This window comes from Candidatus Hadarchaeales archaeon (genome assembly GCA_038736355.1).
In the GTDB taxonomy this organism is placed as follows: Archaea; Hadarchaeota; Hadarchaeia; order Hadarchaeales; family WYZ-LMO6; genus WYZ-LMO6.
The window spans coordinates 22,504-42,591 of sequence record JAVYML010000001.1 but is presented as its reverse complement, the minus strand read 5'-3'; the positions used below and the strand labels follow the sequence as shown (position 1 = coordinate 42,591).

Below are 20,088 nucleotides of genomic sequence, written 5' to 3'. Positions count from 1 at the left end.
TGGGAGGATGGAACTGAGGTGGTGGATGGTGGGTTTGGCGATTTGCTTCTTCATGGCAGGGGTTCTCTCCCTCTTCGCCTCCCCCCTTCCAGACGGTCTGGAAAGGGTTGCGGAGGATCATGGGTTTGCCGAGAAGGCCAAGGAGCTCTTCTCCTCCCCCTTCCCCGATTATTCCTTTCCCATCCTAGGCGGGGCCCTTTCCACCTCCCTAGCCGGACTTTTGGGTGTTTCCCTCGTCCTCCTCTTAACCCTCTTGTGGGCTAGGGTTCTCAGGAAGAGGAAATGAAGCACCATTTCCTGGATCAGTACAGCGGTAGGAAAAGTCCCCTTCATTCCTTGGACCCTAGGACCAAGATCGTGGCCCTTCTCTCCTTCGTAATAGTGGTGGTCCTTACCCCCCTTCTCCCACCCTTTCGTTTCCTCTTCTATCTTCTACTCCTCTTCCTCCTCATTCTCCTTTCCGGGGTTCCCCCAATCTTTCTCCTCAAGAGGTCGGCCGTGGTGCTACCCTTTGTGGGCTTGGTGGCGGTTGGTCTGCCCTTTTTGGGTGGGAGCGGTGGATCCTACAACCTAGGACCCTTCCACGTGACCCGTTCCGCCCTCCTCATCTTCACGAACGTTCTTCTCAAAGCTTGGTTCTCGGTGATGGTGATGGGTCTCCTCGTTTCCACCACTCCCTTTACCCATCTTTTACGCGGTTTCCAGACCTTTGGTCTCCCTTCCCTTTTCACCACGATCCTTTCCTTCATGTACCGGTACCTTTACCTCCTCTCGGATGAGTTCGAAAGGATGATGAGGGCAAGGGATGCAAGGGCTTGGAGGATGGGCAGGCTGGAGAGGATGAGGATTCTGGGGAACATGATCGGGGCGGCTTTCCTGAGGAGTTATGAGAGGGGAGAACGCATCTATTTGGCCATGCGGGCGAGGGGCTTCGAAAGGAAGATCGAGGTGATGCAAGAGTTGAGGATGGGGAGATCGGATTTTCTCTTCCTCTCCCTCTTCATTCCACTCCTCCTTCTCCCGGTGATGATATGAGGGTGGTCGAGGTAAGAAAACTCTGGTATACCTATCCCGATGGGACCGTGGCCTTGAGGGGGGTGGACCTCGAGGTAGAGGAGGGGGAAAGCGTTTTCCTCATGGGTCCCAATGGTTCGGGTAAGTCCACACTCCTCCTCCATCTCAACGGACTCCTCCTTCCGCAGAGGGGGGAGGTGAGGGTTTTTGGCTTGGATCCAAGGAATGGGGTGGAGGAGATAAGGAAGAAGGTAGGGTTGGTTTTTCAGGATCCGGATGATCAGCTCTTCATGCCCACGGTTTTCGAGGATGTGGCCTTTGGTCCCCTTCACTTGGGACTGGGAAAGGGGGAAGTCAGGAGGAGGGTGAGGAAGGCCTTGGAGGAGGTGGGAATGAAGGGATTCGAGAAAAGGAGTCCGCAGCATCTGAGTTACGGTGAAAAGAAGAGGGTGGCCATAGCCACCGTCCTTTCCATGGAACCTCCTCTCTTGGTGCTCGATGAGCCTACCCTCGGCCTAGATCCTTGGATGAGGAAAAGGCTGCTTTCCCTCCTTCGCAAATTGAGGAGGGGAAGGACTCTTGTAATGGCGGGGCACGATGTGGGGTTAATGGAAATGTGCGATAGGGTCTATCTTTTGAAGAGGGGAAGGGTGGAGGGAGAGATAGATCCCTCTAAGTGGAGAGAAGAAAGAGAAATAGGATGGTGAGGGGAAAATTATTGGTAGCCCCGTGGTGTAGATCCGCAAGGAGCACAATGGTCAAGCATGGCGGCCTTTGGAGCCGCCGACCCCGGTTCGAATCCGGGCGGGGCTACCAGTTCGGTAAGTTTTTGAGAAGGAGGGTGAAGAAGGAAATGGTAGCCCCGTGGGGTAGACCCAAGACGGGCCCAACGGTCAATCCTGCGAGGCTCTGGACCTCGCGACCCCGGTTCGAATCCGGGCGGGGCTACCATCCCAGAAGGCGAGAGGATGGAGGAATGGAGGACACTGGGGAAAGAACTTGAGGAGAGGCTGAGGCCTGCTACCTATCCTTTGGCAGTGACTTTTCTCAAGGGGGAAGAGGTGCCTGAGGGTGTGAGGAGACCAGAGGAGAAGTTTTCCCTTTGCCAGCTCTTCACCCTTTCCAGAACCCATGGCTGGACCATGGTTTTGGAGCCTGAAAACAGTGGCTGTCCCGCTCTGAATTCGATACTGGGTTGGCCAGCCGAGAGGGAAATGGTGATAGACTTCCTTCAAGCGGCCGGTTATGTGAAGGGCAAGGAAGCGGCGGAGGGGCTCCTGAGGGAGTTGGAAAACCTTGGGCTGGAGGGAATAAGAAGGGTGGTAGTCTCCCCCCTCACGCGCACAAAGGTGGTTCCCGAAGTGGTGGTGATTTACGGCAATTCCGCTCAAATGATGAGACTAATACAGGGTGCGGTTTGTGAGCAGGGGAGGAGGATAGAGGTGAGGATGGCGGGTTTGATGGGTTCCTGTGGGAGTGTGTTGAGGTCCTATGCAGAGGGAAAGTATGACCTGGCCATACCAGGAACGGGTGACAGGGTTTTTGCGGCTACCCAAGAGACCGAAATCGTTTTCACTCTCCCTGCTTTTAAGCTCCGTCCCTTACTGGAGGGGATGAAGGAACAGAAGCTGATAAAATATCCCGTTCCCCCCAGACTCCTTCCCCCCTTCTTCCCGGGTGGATAGGATGGAGCATTTCTTCGTGGAGACGAATGGTGTTAGATTGCACTGCGTGGGTGAAGGAAAGGGTAAACTGGTACTCCTCCTCCATGGATTTCCAGAATTTTGGTATTCTTGGAGACATCAACTCCCCGTTTTGGGTAAATACTTCAGGGCAGTGGCACCGGATCTGAGAGGATACAACGAGAGCGACAGACCAGAAGGGGAAGAAAACTACAGACTGGAGATCCTCGTAGAGGATGTGGCTGGGTTGGTGGAGAAGCTGGGAGGTGGAAGGGGAATGGTGGTGGGACATGATTGGGGAGGGGTAATCGCTTGGGCCTTCGCCTCTTTACATCCCGACCTCACAGAAAAGCTGGTAATAATGAACGCCCCCCATCCCTCGGTCATGGCGAGGAGGATCTCAAGCCCTGAGCAGTCCAGGAGGAGTTGGTACATCTTCTTTTTCAGAAAGGAAAAGGAGCCAGAGAAATTCCTTGAGGCGGAGAACTATGCGGTGCTGAAGGAGGTGCTGAGAAGCACGGCCATCAAACCGGCTTTCAAAGAGGAGGACCTGGAGAAGTTCGTGGAAGCTTGGTCCAAGCCCGGAGCCCTCAGGGCGGGAATCAACTACTATCGGGCTAACGGTCCTGAGAGTCAAGCCAGGAAACTTCCGAAGGTAAAGGTTCCTACCCTGGTGATCTGGGGTAAGGAGGATGCTTTTCTGAGCTTGGAAGTGAGTAGGGCGGATGAGTACGTGGAGGCCCCTTACAAGGTAGTCTATTTGGAAAATTGTGGCCACTGGGTACAGAACGAAGAACCCGAATTGGTCAACCGTCTTCTCCTCGAGTTCCTCGCTGGAGCTTAGAGCTCTACGACAATGGCGGTGTTGGTGTCCACCACGCCCTTTATGCTGTGGATACCCTTTATCACGGTGTTACTGAGGGAAGCCAGATCCTTGGTTTCAACGAAGGCGATGATGTCGTAGGGTCCAGTCACCACATGGGCGGATTTGACACCAGGTATCTTTTTAAGTTCCTTCATCACCGCTTGGACCTTTCCTATGGCAGCCGTGATGAGGACATAGGCTAGCATCATTTTCCTTTAATTCCCCTTCTTAAAGCCTTCACCTTGTAGACGAGGAGGAGGTCCTTTCCCACCTTAGAAACTTTCTTCAGTTCCAGCCTTATCCCCTCCTCTACCCTTCCAAAACCCTCACCCCCCACCAGAGTCTTGGCCTTTTCACCTCCCACGATCATGGGTGAAACGGCCACCCTGATCTCATCCACCAGACCCGAGGAGAGCATGTACCAGTTGAGGGTGGATCCACCCTCCAGCAAAATCTTCCTTATCCCCCTCTTCCCCAATTCTTCCAGCAGGCGGGGAAGATCCACCTTCTCCCTTCCCTTCCTTATTACCTCAGCCCCCCTTCTTCTCAGCTCTCTTACCCTGGCTTCAGGAGCCCTCTCCGAAACCACCACGAGCGTGGGTGAGGAGCGGTCCAGGATCCTGGCGGTGGGAGGGATGCTGGCCCTTCCGTCCACCACCACCCTTAGGGGGTTCTTTCCCTTGGCCCTCCTCACGGTCAAAGAGGGATCGTCGGAAAGGACAGTACCCGCTCCTACCATGATGGCATCCACTTCCGCCCTCAACCTGTGAACCCTGTCTAGGTCTTCGGGACAAGAGATTTTGCTATCTCCCTCCTTGGTGGCAATTTTTCCATCCAGCGTCATGGCGGCGTTCATGATGACATATGGACGACGCATCATCCTTTCTTTCACATCGTTTCTCTTTAACCTACCGCGTCTTTTCCGTCAGGTTTATATCGAAAGGGACCTAAAATCACAGATGCTCAGACTTTCCAAAATACAGGGGCTCCAAATCTACAACGATAAGGCAAAATATGTGGGATCGGTAAGGGACATCCTCTTGAGTGACGAGGAGGGAAAGGTGGTAGGATTGGTTCTGGGCAAGAGGGGCAATACCCTTCTCTCCCTCCCCTTCTCCCAAGTCTTGGCCATTGGGGACATCATTTTGGCCAGGAGCAGTGCTTCCCTCAAAGAGACTTCCTCGGGCTAGAAGCTAAGGGTAAGGGAATAACCGTTACCTCGAGCCCGTCGAAGGTGGGATAACTTTCCACCCAGGCGAAATTCATTCCCCTTTCCAGTTCAGAAAGTTTTTCAGAGATTTCAGGAGAGGTTTCCAACCTGCCCTTTCGGCGGTTGACGGAGAGGAGTTCGGGGGGTATTCCATACTTCCTCAAGAGTCTTCTCCTTTCCAACACCAATCTTTCCAACGGTATCCCGGTGATGATCCCCTTCACGAGCAGACCCTCAGGGGTGAGGACCTCGTAGGGTTTGGCAACCTTCTTGGCCCTTCTTTTAAGACGGTTTCGGAGCTGTACTCCATCCTTCAGACGGCTGGGACAGTAGTGGAGGTTCAGCTCGGTGTTTTCCGAAGCCCATTCCAGCACCCTCAGGGCCAATTCTTCGCTCCCTTTCACGGCAACGGAAGTATCCGACTTGAGTTTGAAGCCTCTCTTCTTCAATTCTTCAGAGTTGGTTTCTGAGAACTCCAACTCGTTCAGGTTAACGAAGGAGCATCCCACCTTTTCCAGCTCCTTGAGGAGTTTGGTGAGGATTCTGAAGCTCCCGGGAAGAGAAGGAAGTTCCACCCCGCAGTTCAATCCCTCCTCCACCCCCTTCCGTACGGGTTCTGGATTCCAAGTGTGAAACCTTATTTCGTCCAAGCCCTCTTCCCTCAGTCTTCTCAGTCTTTCCCTCGAGAGCTCCGAACAATAGAGATGGACGTGATGGTCTTTCCCCAGTTCTTCTTTCAACACCCTTAGATAGCGCAGGAGTCTTCTGAACCTCAGGGAAGGATCACCGCCCGTGATACCCGTTCCCAAGGCATCCATGAGCTCCGCTTCCTTCAGCATCTCCCTTGTGGAATGAATGGGGCGCTCGTTGGCGTAGATAACATCCTTGTTTTTTCTCAGGGAAGAAAGGGGACAGTAGAAGCAAGAACGGTGACAGAGGCCCGTCAAGAAGAGGACCATCTTGGCTCCCCTGACACAAAGCCTGCATCCCTCAGGCATCTCACCCACCACGAAGGAGCCGAACCTGTTTGGTTGGAGGGTCATTCCCAACCTTTTAAATCTTCCATGGCTTAGAAAAGTTTGGATGCCGGTCCCCGGGGTGGATATCGAGATTCAGAACATAGTCCTTTCCGTGGCCTACGAAGGAGTCACCTTCAACTTGGAGAGATTGGCGAAGATGCTGGACAATGCTAGGTACGATCCCGAGGTTTTTCCTGGAATAGCCTATAAGTCTGAGGATCCCCCGGCTTCCTTCCTGATTTTCTCCTCCGGAAAGATGAACTGCGTAGGGGCGAGGAGCATGAGGGACGCCAAATTGGCCATCAAGAAGCTCACCCAGAAACTGAAAAAGGCTGGGGCCAAGATAAAATCGGAGCCCAAGGTTCAGGTACAGAACATCGTGGCTTCTTTCGACTTCAAGAGGGAATTCGATCTGGAAAAGATTTCTAGGATGTATGAAAATACCGAGTACGAACCCGAGGTTTTTCCTGGCTTGGTTTTCAGATTGGAAAAACCCAAGGCCGTGGTCCTCCTCTTCGTCTCGGGGAAGGGGGTTTGTGCGGGTGCCAAGACCATGAAGGATATAGAGGCCGCGGCTAGGGCCATTCTCAAGATCCTCAAATAAAAATCCTCTCTTCCCTAGCCAAGAAGGATGGAGCTTTTCATCAAGGGGGGAGGTGCGCTCCATGGTGAGATGGAGCTTCAGCCCTCCAAGCTTTACACCCAATTCTTTTCGGTCCTCGCCTTTCTTTCCGAGGGTAAGATCGTGGTGAGGAAACCCCTGGTGGCAGGGGATACCCTTCCCCTCCTCAGGGAATTGGAAAAACTGGGGGCCGTCGTGCAGAGGGGGAAGGGTGAATGGACTATCTGGGGCATGGGGGGTAAAGTTCAACCGAAGGGAAATGTGTTGGAAGCAGGGAATTCGGGTACGGTCTTCGGTATGTTGGTTTTCCTCGCCACCCTTTCCTCCAGAGTACTCGTGGTCACGGGAGACTCCCAACTCCGTCGCCGTTGCATGATTCCCTTACTGAAGATGGTGAGGGAAATGGGCGGGGAGGTGAGTTCTTCGGGATCGAGGGGGACCGCGCCTTTCATCGTTTTCGGGGGAGGTTTGAGGGGAGGGAGGTTGGAAGGGGTGGAGCCTTCCGAGCTTTATCCCCTCCTTCCCGTGGCCCCCTATACCAGAGAGGGGGTGGAAGTGGAACTTTCCGGTGAAGGGGAGAGAATGGTGGAAACGATGAGAAAGGCTGGGGTGAAAATTTTGGGGAGGGGGAGGAGGATAAAGATCGTATCGAGCGTGTTGAGGTCGCATGTCCTGACCGTCCCCCCCAGTCTTTACGCTGCAGCCCCCTTCGTGGTGGCCTCCCTCCTCACGGATTCCAAGCTCAAGTTGAGGGGAGGAAGAGAGGAAGGGGGGGCTTTCCTCAGACTCCTGCAGGAGATGGGGATAAGGCTGGTGAAGGGGAGGAAGGGATGGTGGGTGAAGGGACCCCAAAGACCCAGAGGTACCAAGTTAGATCTTTCGGGAAGGGCCGAGCTCTTTCCCTATGCCGCTGTTTTGGCCTCCCTAGGGGAGGGCAGGACCATTTTCAAGGGAGTGGATAGGGCGAAGGAAATGAAAGCTGATAGGTTGACTTTGACGGTGGAAAATCTCAGGAAGATGGGGGCGAGAATAGAGAAGGAGGGGGAGAGGGTGGTGGTGGAGGGGGTAAGGGGGTTGAAGGGGGCCAAGGTGGAGGGAGGTAACGATTACGTACTGGTGGGTGCCTTCTTGGCGGCAGGATTGGCGGCGGAAGGGGAGACGAGAATAGTGGACGGTCCTAGGGCCTTTCGTTCCTCCTATTCGGGTTTTCTCTCCGAATGGAAAAGATTGGGTGGGGAAGCGGAAATCGTGGGGTTCTGAGTTCAGAGGAGACTCCCCAGCCAGAGGATGAGGGACCAATAGAGATCCCCATAAAAAAGGGCGGAGAAGAGCCCGACGGCAAGGGAGGGGGCAAAGGGGATGCCCTTCTTTATCTTAAGACGATTTTCCAGTCTCTTTCCCGCCACCAACTTTCTGAGTTTAGCAATTTGGGCCCTAGTAAGACCAGAGGCCCTGCGCGGGTTGGTGAAGAAAACATCGGCCTTGGGGGGAGGGGCTATTCCCAGCGGGGCCTCTTCCCTCCCTATCCTCCCCCCCCTCTCATAGATGTATTCCGCTGGGATCATTCCTTCCTTCAGTTCCGTGATCTTGACTTCTTCGAAGAAAGGATGGCGTCCCCTCAGGAAACAGAAAAGGGCGTAGGCGAAAAGCAGGGGAAGGGTGAGGAGTACGGTGTTGAAGAGGATGGTGAGGGGAAAGAGGGGTAGACCGGAATAAGGGGGATTGGAATGTGGGGGTGTGTAGGAGGGTAGAAGGGCACCGAAGGCCGTGAGGAGTTTCACGTCCCCTCCCGCCCATCCCCCCAAGAGCCAGAGGAGGTAGGAAAGGGAGAAGGCCAGGATTGCCCCCATCATCCCGGAAAGGGCTAGGTAAAGATTCCCTTTCCATACCCCCAAGAAGAGATGGAAGAGGATTCCTATCCCTATCATGGGAAGGGTGAGGGTGTCCGGGATGATCCTATTCTTGAAAACATCCGTATAAATCGCCACCGTGGCCGTTAAAAGAGCCAGAGCAGTGGGGAGGAACTCCAGCACTTCTTTCCTCTCTCCTCTCCCACATTTAAGGCTCCCGTGATTCCCTTTTCGGTAGTTATTAAAAGTCATCCCTCCGAGGAGTAAGAATGGTTACTCGCCGAAAGGTAAAGGATTGGAGACCCATCCTTGGGGCGGCGGTGATTTTTTCCCTCATAGGTCTTGCTTTTTTCTCCGCCTATCTTTTCCTTTGGGCGAGGCCCGCCGCGGAGGATCTCAGGGAGGCCAAGACTTCGGCCTTACAACAGGTAGCTTCGGGTTTAGCAAGGGTACCGACGGATCAGGCAAAGACCTTGGCCCAACAGTTTTCCGCTAGGATAAAGAAGGCCAAGTCGGTCGGAGAGGTTGGATCCATCCTGGTGGAGGTCAACGCAGCCCTGGTGAGGGAAAGGACAAGGGAAAACCTTTTGAGGTTGGTAGAGCTCGCCTCCAACGGAACCTATCACTCCGCCTCCAACGTGTCCCTCCTTTCCTCCCTGGCTTCCGAGCTGAGGGCGGAGGTCAATTCGAAGAATACCCTTTCGGAGCTCCAAGTTATGCAGGAGGAAATAGGTAGGAGGGCCACCGCCGTCTGGAGGGAATACCTGCTCGGCCTCATCTCTTCCATAGAGAACGAAAGGGTAATCATGAAACACAATTCCCCCACTTCCTGGACTTACCTCACCAAGGAGAATGCCAGGGAGCTTGTGCTCTCCAGCGATTGGACCTTCCTCAGAGAATTACATTTCGAAGGGACGGAGGAGTTAGAGGTGCCCGTTCTCTCCCCCCTTAAAATGTCACCTTCCGTTCTCCCGGGCTCTAGGGTGAACCTCTACGTTTACGATCTCCAAAGGGATAACATGTTTCTGCTGGTGGGCAATGCCACCGTGACGAAGGTGATGAGTTCCGAAGCCGATCTCCGGACCATCAACTGGAATAGGACGGTGGGCACGACCTCCTCCTCCTATAGTATTGATATCTGGGAAACCCTCAAAGCGGCGGCAGGAGGATCCACGGAAGCCGAAGCCCTAAACCTCAAGGATTACCTCTTAAAGGTGCTTGGTTCCCTCCAGGGAGTGGGTGCAGGAAACCTGGACCTGACCATGGTATACTTGGTGAGGGTTCCCAGGGAGGCTGGGGAGCTCATCCTGAGATACGAGTTTTACCAGACCAACTTGAAGGACATAATTTTGGCTTTAGTGCTTTGAGTTGATTCTACCTTTTATCCCCAGGCGTCGAGGGAAATAAGGGGAGGAAGTGGTAGGAAAGGAAAAACGCAAGGAGATCGAGAGACTCCTGAGGCTTAAGGAAGAAAAGCCCGGGGGAAAGGAAGTCCTCTCCCGTTTGCTCGGTGAGACACCCGAAGTTTCCAAGCTTGAAGAAAGGAAGGCGGGTCCCCTCCTCTCCCCCGAAGTGAAGGGGAAGGTGGAGAAGGTTTTGGATAGGTATGGTACGGCAGAAATCCTAAAACTCGAAGGGGAGAGCCTTCCCCTCTACAGGTTGAGGATTCCAGAGCTAACACAGAAGGAAAGGGAATTGCTGGCCCTCTGTAAGAAAAAGGCAGTTGAGGAGATCAAGATCGATCCAGATAGCATAACGGATCCCTCCGAACGCCGTAGGATCTTCATGCAGGAACTCATGAAGATCCTGGAGAGGGAGAGCAAAGGAATGCGTTTGCCTTCGGGAAGGTTGAAAGAACTCTCCGAACTGGCCTTCCACGACATGATTGGTTATGGGCCCTTGGATTACCTCATCGCCGATGACAAGTTGGAAGACATCCTTGTGATAGGGGTGAACAAACCCGTTTACGTCTACCACAGCAGGTATGGGATGTGTTCCACCAACATCGTTTTCGAGGATGAGGACACGATAAGATACTACATAGACAAGATGGCAAGACTGGTGGGTAGGAGGATAGACCACCAAATGCCCCTTCTGGATGCCCGTCTTCCCGATGGTAGCAGGATCAACGCCACCATTCCTCCGGTTTCCCTGGAAGGTCCCACCCTCTCCATCAGGAAGTTCAGGAAGGATCCCCTCACCGTGGTGGATCTCATGAACTTCGGCACCCTTTCTCCCGAGGTGGGGGCCTTCCTCTGGCTTTTGGTACACGGTTTGGATGTCAAGCCTGCCAACATCCTCTTCTCGGGGGGAACGGGGAGCGGAAAGACCACCCTCCTGAATGCCGCCACCACCTTCGTTCCGGCACACGAGAGGATCATCTCGATAGAGGACAGCGTGAGTGGGGAGGCGGAGGTGCTGGCCAAGGTGGAGGGTAGGGTGATCAGGACCACGCTGGGTGAGCTGGTGGAAAGGGCCCTGCGGGAGAGGGGATGGAGGGCGGTCTCCGGTCACGAGGTGGGAGAGGCCCCCTGGGAGGTCCTGACCCTGGATGGGGAGGGTAAGGTGCGCTTCGAGAGGCCCAGCCTCTTCATCAGGCACTGGGTGAGGAAGCCGCTGGTCAGGATTCGCACGGCTACGGGGAGGGAGATCAGGGTTACCAAGGATCATTCCCTTTTTGGGGTGAGAGGAGGGGAGCTTCGTCCCATCAGGGGTGGGGAGCTGAGGATTGGGGACTATCTGGCGGTTCCGGGGAGAATCAGGATAGAGGGGGAAGACCCCACCTTCGATTTGACCAGCGATTCCAGGTTTGGGAGGTTCAAGCTGGCGGCCGACGGGGGGATGTACGTGCCCCACGCGACCTCCCCCCAAATCCTCCCCCCCAGGATCAAGCTGTGCGAGGAGCTGGGGATTCTGGCCGGTATCTGGTTGGCGGACGGTTTCTACGACAAGAACTCCGTGGGCTTTTCCGTCGGACAGAAGGGTGAGCTGGCCGAAACCGTGAGGAGGCTCGCCTCCCGGCTGGGGCTTAGGGTGCGAGAGCACAGCGACGGGCACTCCCTCCTCATAAACTCCGCCGTTTTCAAGACCTTCTTCCAGGAGGTGCTGGGGCTAAGGGAAGACCACGAGCGCAGGGTCCCGGAGGTTTTCCTCGGGGCCACGGAGGAGGTGGTGGCTGGGCTCCTGCGTGGTTACCTGAGCGCCAATGGATGCGTGACAAGATACGAGGTTCAGTTCTCTTCCGCCTCCCCAGCTCTCCTGCGGGACCTCCAGGCCCTCCTCCTCAGGTTCGGCATCATCTCCCGCCTGAGGCTGGAGGAGGGGATGGTGGGAAGCAACGGTGGGAGGGGGGTATACAGGGGTTCCATCTCCGGCGCCAGGTTCCTCCGCCTCCTGAGGGAGAAGATAGGGCTGATAGGGGAGGAAAAGAGGAGGAAGTTGGAGCAGGCCGCTTCCCGCAGGACGGGACAGGAAACGGATCCCCTCCCTCTCGCGGGGAGGTTGAGGGAGGAGCTGAGGGAGCATACAGCCGGGTTGGCCGGAAAGCTGGGGAAGAACCATTGGTTCCTCTCCCGCCTCAGGAGGGCCCTTCGGAGGGGGAGGGTGGGGAGGGAGGAAGTGCTGGTGCTGGGAGAGCTTTCCCCCGCCTTCAGGAGGACGTCCCTTTACAGGCTGGCCAGGAGCGATCTCTACTTCGACAGGGTCGTGGGCGTGGAAGAGGAGGAGTGGGAGGGATATGTCTACGACCTCAGCCTGCCCGAAACCCAGAGCTTCGTGTGCAACCAGATCCTCTGCCACAACACCGCGGAGCTTCAATTGCCCCATCCCCACTGGGTGAGGCTTGAGTGCGTTCATCCGTCCACCCACTTCGTGGACGGGGAGGGCGTGTTGAGGGAGGTGGGGAAGACCTTCGAGCTTGAGCTGAAGAGTCAGAGGGGGGAAATCCTTCTCTCGGGTGCCAATCTCTACCTCAGGAAGCCCAATCTGCTGCGGACTTTGCTGGCCACGGAGACTGCTCGCCTGAGGGTTTTCAGGGACAGGGTGGAGCTTTTGGGCAGAACGCACATACCCGAGTACTGGGTTAGGGTGAGAACCTCCGACGGTTCTGAGTTGAGACTAACCCCTGGTTCACCCCTCATCGCCCTCTCGGGAGGGAGAAAGGTGCGGGTGAGGGCGGAGGACCTGAGGCCAGGCGATTACCTCCCCGTCCTCAGGAGAATAAAGGCCAGGGGACGTGCTGTCGGGATTGACCCATACTCGATTTTTGGGCCCCGCTGGAGGGTCCCGAGCGAGGAGGCCCTCCCCAAGCTCCGGAGGCTGGTTGGGAAGCTCAAGAAGCGTGGGCTCACCAATCGGGAGCTGGCGAGGATGGCCGGGGTCTCCCTCAAGAGCTTGGAGGGCTTCCTCTACAAGAAGGGGAACCCGAACCACATTCCCCTAGGAGTTTTGATCAGGCTCTCAGAAGGTGTCGGGGAGAGACCCCCCCGTGTACGCATGCTGGTGGGGAGAAGGGGGAAAGTCCCGGTGAGGATTCCCGGGAAGGTGGACGAAGGGCTCTCCTATCTCGTCGGCGTCATCTCTGGTGACGGAAGTCTGGAGGAGTACCGGATAAAGATTTACCCTGGAAGGAGGATGGGTCGGATTTCCACCCTCTTCAGGGAGAGCTTCGGCCTGTTGCCAGTGGTGAGGAAGAGGGTGAGGAAAGGCAAGACCGAGTGGTGCTACGTGGTGGACTCTGCGGTGGTTAGCCACTTCTTCAGGAAGGTCTTTGGCCTGCCCGTGGGGAAGAAGGCGAAGTCGGTGAGGGTTCCGGAGGTAATCCAGAGGTCGGGAGAGGGGGTGATAGCCGCCTATCTCGCCGGGCTGGTCGACACGGATGGGTGCGTGGACTGGAGGAACAACAGGATCTTCCTGAGCACCTCGAGCCGGGAGCTGGCTTTCGGGGTGAGATACCTCCTCCTCCGGTTGGGGGTCTTCAGCAAGCTCCGGAGGAGGAAAGGTGGTTTCAAGCGGAGCTTCGGGTACCAGGTGGTGGTGAGCGGCGGGGAGAGCGAGAGCCTCGCCTCAAAGCTCCTCCCTTACCTGGAGGATCGTAATAGGAAGCGGGCCCGCGCCATGCTGGGGAGGGACTGGCAGCACCGTCCCAGGGGGGTCCTGGGGGGGGAGGGCGATGTCCTGTGGTGCAAGGTGGTGGAGGTGAGGAGGGAGAGGAACTGGCGGGCCACACCCTCCTATAACGTGGCCCCGGCTTCCTCCCATTATTACCCGGCGGGGGAGACGGGTCTGATAGCCACCAACCCCAACACCCGTCCCCCCAACATCGAGGGGCGCGGGGAGATCACCATGGACGATCTCGTTAAAAATGCCCTCCGCATGAGACCCGATCGGATCGTGGTGGGGGAGGTAAGGGGGCCCGAGGCCAGGACGATGTTCACGGCCATGAACACGGGACATAATGGCGCCCTCTTCGATACCTCGGTCATTCAGTTCCCCGATGGAAGCCACAGGCTGATCGGGGAGGTATGCGAGGAGCTCTTCCGAAAGTACGCCGGAAGGGAGAGGAAGTACGGGGACCTGGAGTTCATCGAACTTGAGGAGGGGGACAGGTTCGACGTGGTCAGCGTGGACGGGAGGCTGAAGGCGGGCGTGCACACCGTGACGAGGGTCTGGCGCAGGAAGGTCAGGAAGGGAGAGAAGATGGTTAGGATCCTGACGAGGTCCGGTCAGGAAGTGATCCTCACGAGGAACCACCCGCTCTTCACCATAGCGGGAGGTGAGGTGGTGAGAAAGGAGGCAGGCTCCCTGAAACCCGGGGAGTTCGTGGCCTGCCTGCTCTCCCCTCCCGTGGAGGAGAGGGAACCGCGGGTGGACCTGGAGCTCTTCAGAGGCCTGAGCCGGTATCTCCTTGTGCCGGACGGGGAGGGAGAGGTCACCTTCCTCGGGAGGAGGTACAGGAAGGTCCCGAACAATGGGGGTGAGGAGCTTTGGAGGGCGGAGTTCATGCTGAGCCCCAACAGCCATCCCGTGCGCATCCCCTCTTCCATTTCCACTGAGCTGGCTTACCTTGCCGGGGTGGTGTGCGGGGACGGGTACCTCTCGTCCGACGGGTACTTCACCTCTGTGACCTTTGACGACGAGGAGTATCTGGAGGAGTTCATCAGGTGCGCCAGGATTTACCTGCCGGGCTACGAGTTCCGGGGGAGGAGGGAGGGGAAGTTCTGCAGACTGGACCTGGGGTCCAAGATTTTCTCCGAGGTGCTGGCTAAGGTCTTTGGAATCCCCAGAGGGAGTAAAGCCGCCAGCTGGACCGTGCCCGATCTCGTGCTGGTGCGGAGGGAGATCCTCTCGAGCTACCTGGCTGGGCTCTTCGATGCCGATGGGTCGGTGGATGCGGGGACCCCTTCCATCATGCTCACCACCAAGAGCGAGGAGGGAGCGAGGAAAGTCTGGTACGGTCTGCAGAGGCTGGGCATTCCGGCCGTGGTGAGGAAGTACGAGAACGGGGGGAAGGGCGCGCTTTACCGGGTCATGGTCAGGGGAGTGGAGAACCTGGAGAGATTTCTGAGGACCATCCCCATGCACCACGGACGCAAGCGGAGGGAGCTTGAGAGGGTGGTCAGGGAGCAGAGGTCGTATCGTGGGACCTACGTGGAGAGGGTGCCGGGGGTAGGGGAGAGCCTCAGGAGACTGAGGGAGTCCCTGGGACTGAGCGTGGCGGAGCTCTCCAGGAGAGCTTCCAGGTACTGGAGGGTGAGCGAGAGCCTCATCCGCCACCTCGAGAAGGGGAGGAGCCTGGCGGTGGGCAGGAGGGCCTTGGGCGCCATGGCATCCGCCATGCTGGAGGAGGCGAAAAAGAGGGGGGATGTGGGGGCAGTGGAGGTTGCGTGCAAGCTCGGTTTGCTGGCATCTTCGGACGTTTACTGGGATGAGGTGGAGAGGGTGGAGGAGGTGGAGCTGGAGGGAAAGACCGTTTACGACCTGACGGTGGAAGAGGACCACAACTACGTGGCCAACGGGGTCCTAGTTTCTAACTGTATGGGTACCCTACACGCCAACAGTGCGGCTGAAACCATCACCCGCCTCACCGAACCACCCATGAGCGTTCCACCCATCATGATTCCAGCGCTGGACGTGATCGTGATGCTCCAGCGCATCTATCATAGACAGAAGGGGCACATCCGAAGGATCACGGAGATAGCCGAAATCACGGGCTTGGAGGGGGGTAAGCCCCAGCTCAGCAGGATCTTCAAGTGGAATCCAAGAACGGACAGGGTGGAGCCCACGGGAGTCCCCCTGAAGTTCAGGCAGGTTCTTTCGGAGCTCAGCGGGAGGAGCGGGACGGAAATAGAGCTGGAGCTCAAGAGGAGGGCCATGGTGCTCGAGTGGATGAGGCAGAAGGGGATAAGGAACGTGTTCGAAGTGGGGAAGGTCATTCAGGAGTACTACCAGGATCCTGAGGGTCTGCTCAAGAAGGTGAAGGGGGGGTAAGGTGGGGGGGAAGCGGGGTAGGCTCTCCCGGTGGTTCTCGAGGGTGGGGGGAGGGGTGATGAGGACGGGGGAGGTGGTGAGCAAGGCGAGGGATTTAGCCAGGCTCGGACCCCCCAAGGAAGACGAGATGACGAGGAGGCTGAGGGAGCTGAAGGAGCTGGAGCTGAGGGTGGAAGAGGAAAGGAGGGAAGCCGAAAGGGAAAGCAGGGAAAGGAGGTTGAGGGAGGAAAGGAAGGAGGAACTGAGGAAACCCCTCTCCGAACGTCTTTCCCAGACCTTCTACGGACCCCTTAGGCACCCGGCGGAGAGGCTCATGGGCTTCTTCAAGGGGATAGACCAAGATCTTTACCGTGCGAACCTCCCCCTTTCACCGGAGAGGTATGTTTCCCTGGTGCTGGGAGTGAGCATTTTGGTAGCCCTCTTCTCCTTCCTTTTTTCCTTCCTCCTCTTTTCCACCTTCCTAGCCCTCTTGGTGGCCCCCCTCTCCTTCCTCTTCTCCTTCACGTTCGGCAGGATTTATCCCAGGAGCAGGGTGAAGAGCCGGGCGGTGGCCATCAACAGGGAAATGCCCTATGCGCTCAGGCACATGGCCACCCATCTCTCCTCTGGAATAGGTCTTCCGGAGAGTGTGACCTCGGTGAGCAAGGCCAACTACGGTGTGCTCTCGGAGGAATTCGGAAGGGTAGTGAGGGACATGAATGGGGGAATGAGCATGGAGGAGGCACTCACCTCCCTGGCCCAGAGGGTGGAGTCCGAACCCCTGAAGCGCTTCGTCAGACAGGTGGTGAGGACCCTGAGGGTGGGAGGGGATCTCTCCCATCTCCTCAATTCTTTGGCGGATGAAACTTCCTTCGAGATGCGTATGAAACTCAGGGACTACACCCAGTCCCTGAACATGTTGACCCTGATCTACATGTTCGCCTCTTCGGTGGTTCCAGCCCTTCTCATCATCATGACCACCGTGACCTCCGGGATGGGAGGGGCTGCCATGAGCACCCAGTCCGCCGCCGTCCTCTTCCTCCTCCTGGTACCCTTCCTCCTCGTGGTTTTCCTCTTCATGGTGAAAAGGTTCGAGCCGAGGTTGTGAAATGGGGATGGTGAAGAGGGCAGCGGAGATTTCCAAACGCTTCCTGCCCAGCGGGTTCCTGGAGAAGATAGATCGCAAACTCCTCTCCACGGGCATCCTCTTGAGTGCGGAGGAATATGCTGGGATCTGTTTTCTCTTTTCCTTGGTGGGGGGGGTGGTGGCGGGGAGTTTGGCCTTCCTCTTCCTCTCCCCCTCCCTCTTTCTCCCCTTCTTCCTCTTGGGAGCCGTGGCGACCTTCTTGGGTGGAACCTTTGGTGTTCCTTCCTATCTCGTCCAGCGGAGGGCGGCCAAACTGGAGAGGGAACTCCCCGATGCGCTCAGACAAATGGCCAGCACCCTGAGGGCGGGAATGAGCATAGACGTGGCGATGGAGGAAGTAGCTAGGTCGGGCTATGGGGTGCTCTCGGCGGAGTTCGAAAGGGCCTTGGCGGAGGTGAGGAGGGGACGTCCGTTGGTGGAAGCCCTTTGGGCCATCTCCCTTAGATCCGGCTCACCCCTTTGCGAGAGGGCCTTCGGACTCCTCATAGAGGGCATAGAAAGGGGGGTGGCTTTGGCGGATGTCCTTCAGGCCGTCGCGAGGGACATCGGGGAAGTCCATGCCCTCCAGAGGGAAAGGAGGGCCACCACCACGCAGCAGGTCCTTTTCCTGGTGGCAGTTTCCCTCTTTGCCTGCCCCTTCATCTTGGGGCTCACCGTTTCCATAGGGAAGGGGGGAGGGGGGGTGAGGATGCCGGAGGGTATGGACTTCATCGTGTTGGGTTATATCCTCATCCAGGCCTCCCTCTGTTCCTTGGCAGTGGGAATCGTGAGGTACGGAAAGGTGTCCAAGGGACTCACCTTCCTCGTTCCCTTCGTGGTAGCAGCAGCACTGGTATTCAAACTCTCAGGTTTTCTGGTATGAAGGAGTAAAATTTTAGAAGAAGAAGCAGTCCACAAAATTAAGGGTGAGATTTTGGCAGTCTCAGAAGTAGAGAGGGGACTGCCGGCGGTTTGCAAGTTCTGCGGGTACTGGGAGAGGGTGAGTTCTCTGGTGAGGGGACTGGAGGGGAGGATGGAGGATTATCTTTCCAAGCTGAGGTGGGCACAGGCGGAGCTCGAAAACCTCCTGAAGAGGATGGAAAGGGAAAGGGAGGAGGCTTCACAGGCAGCCCTCGGGAGGCTGGTTTTGAGGCTCCTCGAGGTGCTGGATAACTTCGAGAGGGCCCTGAAGAACAAGGAGGAGGGAAAGGCCTTCGCGGAAGGGGTGGAGATGATCTACAAGCAGCTTCTGAAGGTGCTGGAGGAAGAAGGGCTGGAACCCATCCAAGCGGTGGGTAAGAAGTTCGATCCCTTCCTCCACGAAGCGGTGGATCGGGTGGAAATACCTGGGATGGAGGAGGGGACGGTGGTGGAGGAACTCCAGAGGGGGTATAGGTTTAGGTCGAAGATCCTGAGGGCCTCGAAGGTGAGGGTGACCAAATCCTGAGGGAGGTGGGTGGATGCCCGAAAAGATCATAGGGATAGACTTGGGTACTTCCAACTCCGCAGCCGCAGTCCTTCAGGGTGGAAGGCCCGTGCTCATCCCCAGCGCCGAGGGTCTCACACCCTATGGGAAGATGTTTCCCTCCTATGTGGCCTTCACCCCAGATGGACAGCTCCTGGTGGGTGAGCCCGCCAGGAGGCAGGCTGCCCTTAACCCCGAGCGCACGGTGACGGGATTCAAGAGGAAGATGGGAACGGACTACAAATACAAGATAGGGGATAAGGAGTACACCCCCCAGCAACTTTCAGCCTTCCTCCTCCAGAAGATCAAAAGGGATGCGGAGGCCTTTCTGGGACAGGAGGTAAAAAAGGCGGTAATCACAGTCCCCGCCTACTTCAACGACAACCAAAGGCAGGCCACCAAGGATGCGGGTACGATAGCTGGATTGGAGGTGGTGAGGATCATCAACGAACCCACCGCAGCCTCCCTCGCTTACGGGCTGGACAAGCTGGATAAGGAACAGAAGATCCTGGTTTTCGACTTGGGTGGAGGAACGTTGGACGTTACCATCCTGGAATTCGGAGGAGGGGTTTTCGAGGTGAAGAGCACGAGCGGGGATACCCAGCTCGGTGGAACGGACATGGATGAGGCCATAGTGAGGTACCTCTGCGAGGAGTTCAGGAAGAAGGAAGGGGTGGATTTGACCAAGGATAAGATGGCGATGATAAGACTCAGGGAGGCGGCGGAGAGGGCCAAGATAGAGCTTTCGACCACTCCCATAACGGAAATCAACCTCCCCTTCATTTATTCCGATTCCACCGGGCCCAAGCACCTGAGGATGGAATTGACTAGGGCAAAGCTGGAGGAGCTGGTTAGACCGATCGTTGAGAGGTGCAGGCCCTGCGTGGAGCAGGCTTTGAAGGATGCGAAGCTCACACCCGAGGAGATAGACAAGGTAATCTTGGTGGGTGGGCCCACCCGCATGCCCATCGTCCAGCGCTTTGTGGAGGAACTCCTGGGAAAAAAGGTGGAGAGGGGGGTGGATCCAATGGAGTGCGTGGCCATGGGGGCGGCCATTCAGGCAGGGGTAATCGCGGGGGAGCTGAAGGACATCCTTCTTCTGGATGTTACTCCCCTCACCCTAGGCATCGAAACTCTGGGTGGTATCTTCACTCCCATCATTCCCAGGAACACCACCATTCCAACTAGGAGGAGCCAGATCTTCACCACGGCCACGGACTTCCAGACGGCCGTGACCATCCACGTGCTCCAAGGAGAAAGGCCGATGGCAGCGGATAATGTCTCCTTGGGACGTTTCGACTTGGTGGGGATACCCCCAGCTCCCAGAGGGGTTCCCCAAATAGAGGTAATCTTCGACATCGATGCCGATGGTATCTTGAAGGTTACGGCTAGGGATTTGGCAACGGGAAAGGAACAGGCTATCAAGATCACCGCACCGATGAAACTCTCGAAGGAGGAAATAGAGAGGATGATAAAGGAGGCAGAACAGTTCGCGGAGCAGGATAGGAAGAGGAGGGAAGAGGCGGAACTCAGGAACGAAGCCGATTCCCTCGCCTATACCGCCGAGAAGACGGTGAAGGAGCTTGGGGAGAAGCTTTCCGAGGAGGAAAGGAGGGGAATAGAGAAGGCAGTGGAGGAACTCAGGGAGGCTTTGGCTGGAAAGGACATAGGGAAGGTCAAGGAAAGGATGGAGGCTCTCAAAAAGGTGCTGGGAGAGGCCACTTCCAGAATTTACCGTTCTTCCGGAAGGGAGAAACAAGATTGAGGA

Annotated in this window: 18 protein-coding genes and 2 tRNA genes; 16 read left to right on the top strand and 4 right to left on the bottom strand. The window is 56.7% G+C overall.

Annotated features, from left to right (window positions below; translation table 11 throughout):
- Positions 1 to 7: 7 nt before the first annotated feature.
- The 7 genes from QXG22_00205 to QXG22_00175 all read left to right on the top strand — a co-directional run bounded on the left by QXG22_00205 (position 8) and on the right by QXG22_00175 (position 3,540).
- Complete coding sequence (locus tag QXG22_00205; protein ID MEM0358424.1) at positions 8 to 286, top strand: PDGLE domain-containing protein; 279 nt, start codon at positions 8 to 10, stop codon at positions 284 to 286.
- Complete coding sequence (cbiQ, locus tag QXG22_00200) at positions 283 to 1,035, top strand: cobalt ECF transporter T component CbiQ (GenBank protein MEM0358423.1); 753 nt, start codon at positions 283 to 285, stop codon at positions 1,033 to 1,035. Before QXG22_00205 ends, cbiQ begins: the two co-directional genes overlap by 4 nt.
- Positions 1,032 to 1,721, top strand: a complete 690-nt coding sequence (locus QXG22_00195) for an ABC transporter ATP-binding protein (protein MEM0358422.1) — start codon at positions 1,032 to 1,034, stop codon at positions 1,719 to 1,721. Before cbiQ ends, QXG22_00195 begins: the two co-directional genes overlap by 4 nt.
- A 16-nt stretch (positions 1,722 to 1,737) precedes the next feature.
- A tRNA-Gln gene (locus tag QXG22_00190) sits at positions 1,738 to 1,830 on the top strand.
- Between the two features lie 42 nt (positions 1,831 to 1,872).
- Positions 1,873 to 1,965, top strand: a tRNA-Gln gene (locus QXG22_00185).
- A 17-nt stretch (positions 1,966 to 1,982) separates the two neighbouring features.
- Positions 1,983 to 2,699 carry a DUF169 domain-containing protein gene (locus QXG22_00180; GenBank protein MEM0358421.1) on the top strand — a complete coding sequence of 239 codons (717 nt, stop codon included), beginning with the start codon at positions 1,983 to 1,985 and terminating at the stop codon, positions 2,697 to 2,699.
- Between the two features lies 1 nt (position 2,700).
- A complete protein-coding gene (locus QXG22_00175; GenBank protein MEM0358420.1) occupies positions 2,701 to 3,540 on the top strand; it encodes an alpha/beta hydrolase in 840 nt (279 codons plus the stop codon).
- Here the strand turns inward: QXG22_00175 and QXG22_00170 are convergent.
- The gene (locus QXG22_00170; GenBank protein MEM0358419.1) at positions 3,537 to 3,767 is read right to left on the bottom strand and encodes an Lrp/AsnC ligand binding domain-containing protein; all 231 of its coding nucleotides are present in this window, start codon (positions 3,765 to 3,767) and stop codon (positions 3,537 to 3,539) included. The genes QXG22_00175 and QXG22_00170 overlap by 4 nt on opposite strands.
- On the bottom strand, positions 3,767 to 4,453 hold the full coding sequence (locus tag QXG22_00165; protein ID MEM0358418.1) for a 2,5-diamino-6-(ribosylamino)-4(3H)-pyrimidinone 5'-phosphate reductase: 687 nt from the start codon (positions 4,451 to 4,453) through the stop codon (positions 3,767 to 3,769). The genes QXG22_00170 and QXG22_00165 overlap by 1 nt, the downstream gene beginning before the upstream one ends.
- A 67-nt stretch (positions 4,454 to 4,520) precedes the next feature.
- Between QXG22_00165 and QXG22_00160 the strand changes: the two genes are divergently transcribed.
- Entirely contained in the window at positions 4,521 to 4,751 is a 231-nt protein-coding gene (locus QXG22_00160; GenBank protein MEM0358417.1) for a PRC-barrel domain-containing protein, read from the top strand.
- On the opposite strand, the gene QXG22_00155 is transcribed toward QXG22_00160, so the two are convergent.
- A complete protein-coding gene (locus QXG22_00155) occupies positions 4,729 to 5,814 on the bottom strand; it encodes a hypothetical protein (GenBank protein ID MEM0358416.1) in 1,086 nt (361 codons plus the stop codon). The two genes, QXG22_00160 and QXG22_00155, sit on opposite strands and share 23 nt — an antisense overlap.
- 40 nt (positions 5,815 to 5,854) lie before the next feature.
- On the opposite strand from QXG22_00155, the gene QXG22_00150 reads away from it, so the two are divergent.
- Positions 5,855 to 6,394: a TATA-box-binding protein gene (locus QXG22_00150; protein MEM0358415.1), complete on the top strand. Its 540-nt coding sequence runs from the start codon at positions 5,855 to 5,857 to the stop codon at positions 6,392 to 6,394.
- Between the two features lie 27 nt (positions 6,395 to 6,421).
- Positions 6,422 to 7,672, top strand: a complete 1,251-nt coding sequence (locus QXG22_00145) for a hypothetical protein (GenBank protein MEM0358414.1) — start codon at positions 6,422 to 6,424, stop codon at positions 7,670 to 7,672.
- A 2-nt stretch (positions 7,673 to 7,674) separates the two neighbouring features.
- On the opposite strand, the gene QXG22_00140 is transcribed toward QXG22_00145, so the two are convergent.
- Positions 7,675 to 8,445: a prepilin peptidase gene (locus QXG22_00140; GenBank protein ID MEM0358413.1), complete on the bottom strand. Its 771-nt coding sequence runs from the start codon at positions 8,443 to 8,445 to the stop codon at positions 7,675 to 7,677.
- Between the two features lie 86 nt (positions 8,446 to 8,531).
- Between QXG22_00140 and QXG22_00135 the strand changes: the two genes are divergently transcribed.
- From QXG22_00135 to dnaK, 6 genes are read left to right on the top strand one after another with little or no spacing between them, the layout of a single operon-like run.
- Complete coding sequence (locus tag QXG22_00135; protein ID MEM0358412.1) at positions 8,532 to 9,629, top strand: hypothetical protein; 1,098 nt, start codon at positions 8,532 to 8,534, stop codon at positions 9,627 to 9,629.
- A gap of 49 nt (positions 9,630 to 9,678) precedes the next feature.
- A complete protein-coding gene (locus QXG22_00130) occupies positions 9,679 to 15,750 on the top strand; it encodes an ATPase, T2SS/T4P/T4SS family (GenBank protein ID MEM0358411.1) in 6,072 nt (2,023 codons plus the stop codon).
- A 1-nt stretch (position 15,751) separates the two neighbouring features.
- The gene (locus QXG22_00125) at positions 15,752 to 16,837 is read left to right on the top strand and encodes a type II secretion system F family protein (GenBank protein MEM0358410.1); all 1,086 of its coding nucleotides are present in this window, start codon (positions 15,752 to 15,754) and stop codon (positions 16,835 to 16,837) included.
- Between the two features lies 1 nt (position 16,838).
- The gene (locus QXG22_00120; protein ID MEM0358409.1) at positions 16,839 to 17,738 is read left to right on the top strand and encodes a type II secretion system F family protein; all 900 of its coding nucleotides are present in this window, start codon (positions 16,839 to 16,841) and stop codon (positions 17,736 to 17,738) included.
- A gap of 51 nt (positions 17,739 to 17,789) precedes the next feature.
- Entirely contained in the window at positions 17,790 to 18,302 is a 513-nt protein-coding gene (locus QXG22_00115; GenBank protein ID MEM0358408.1) for a nucleotide exchange factor GrpE, read from the top strand.
- Between the two features lie 13 nt (positions 18,303 to 18,315).
- Positions 18,316 to 20,085, top strand: a complete 1,770-nt coding sequence (gene dnaK / locus QXG22_00110; GenBank protein MEM0358407.1) for a molecular chaperone DnaK — start codon at positions 18,316 to 18,318, stop codon at positions 20,083 to 20,085.
- The last annotated feature ends 3 nt before the right edge of the window (positions 20,086 to 20,088 follow it).